The 361-nt window shown below is 36.3% G+C and carries 1 protein-coding gene; it reads right to left on the minus strand.

Annotated elements, in window-relative coordinates:
* Positions 1-58: 58 nt before the first annotated feature.
* Positions 59-334, minus strand: a complete 276-nt coding sequence (locus tag EST62_RS12945) for a hypothetical protein (protein WP_129052476.1) — start codon at positions 332-334, stop codon at positions 59-61.
* Positions 335-361 lie beyond the last annotated feature (27 nt).

Consider the following 361-nt stretch of genomic DNA (forward strand, 5'->3'; position numbering starts at 1 on the left):
GCATGGGAAATGAACCGGGAGGTGGTTCTGAACCCGGACGAAAAGTGAACAATTTTTTTCAAAAAAAAGCGACATCTCTGTTGACATAAAGCGCCTCTTCGAAAATTTTTGAATCATTATCATTGTCAAGTTCCCGCCTTATCGCTATTGTCATTGGTGGCAATTGCAAGAGCAATTTGCCATGAACAGAAATACAATTCTCACAAAACTCTTTATACAATCGCTTAAGAATTTCATTCTGCTCTGCTTGTGCCGTATAATTTTCTTTAATCTCTATGGGATATATTCCCCGAAGCTCTGCTTCGTTAAAGATAAAAGTGTAATAATTGAGCACATATATTCATAAAAGTCATAATGTATC

Origin of the sequence: Chlorobaculum sp. 24CR (assembly GCF_004118635.1) — a bacterium.
In the GTDB taxonomy this organism is placed as follows: domain Bacteria; phylum Bacteroidota; class Chlorobiia; order Chlorobiales; family Chlorobiaceae; genus Chlorobaculum.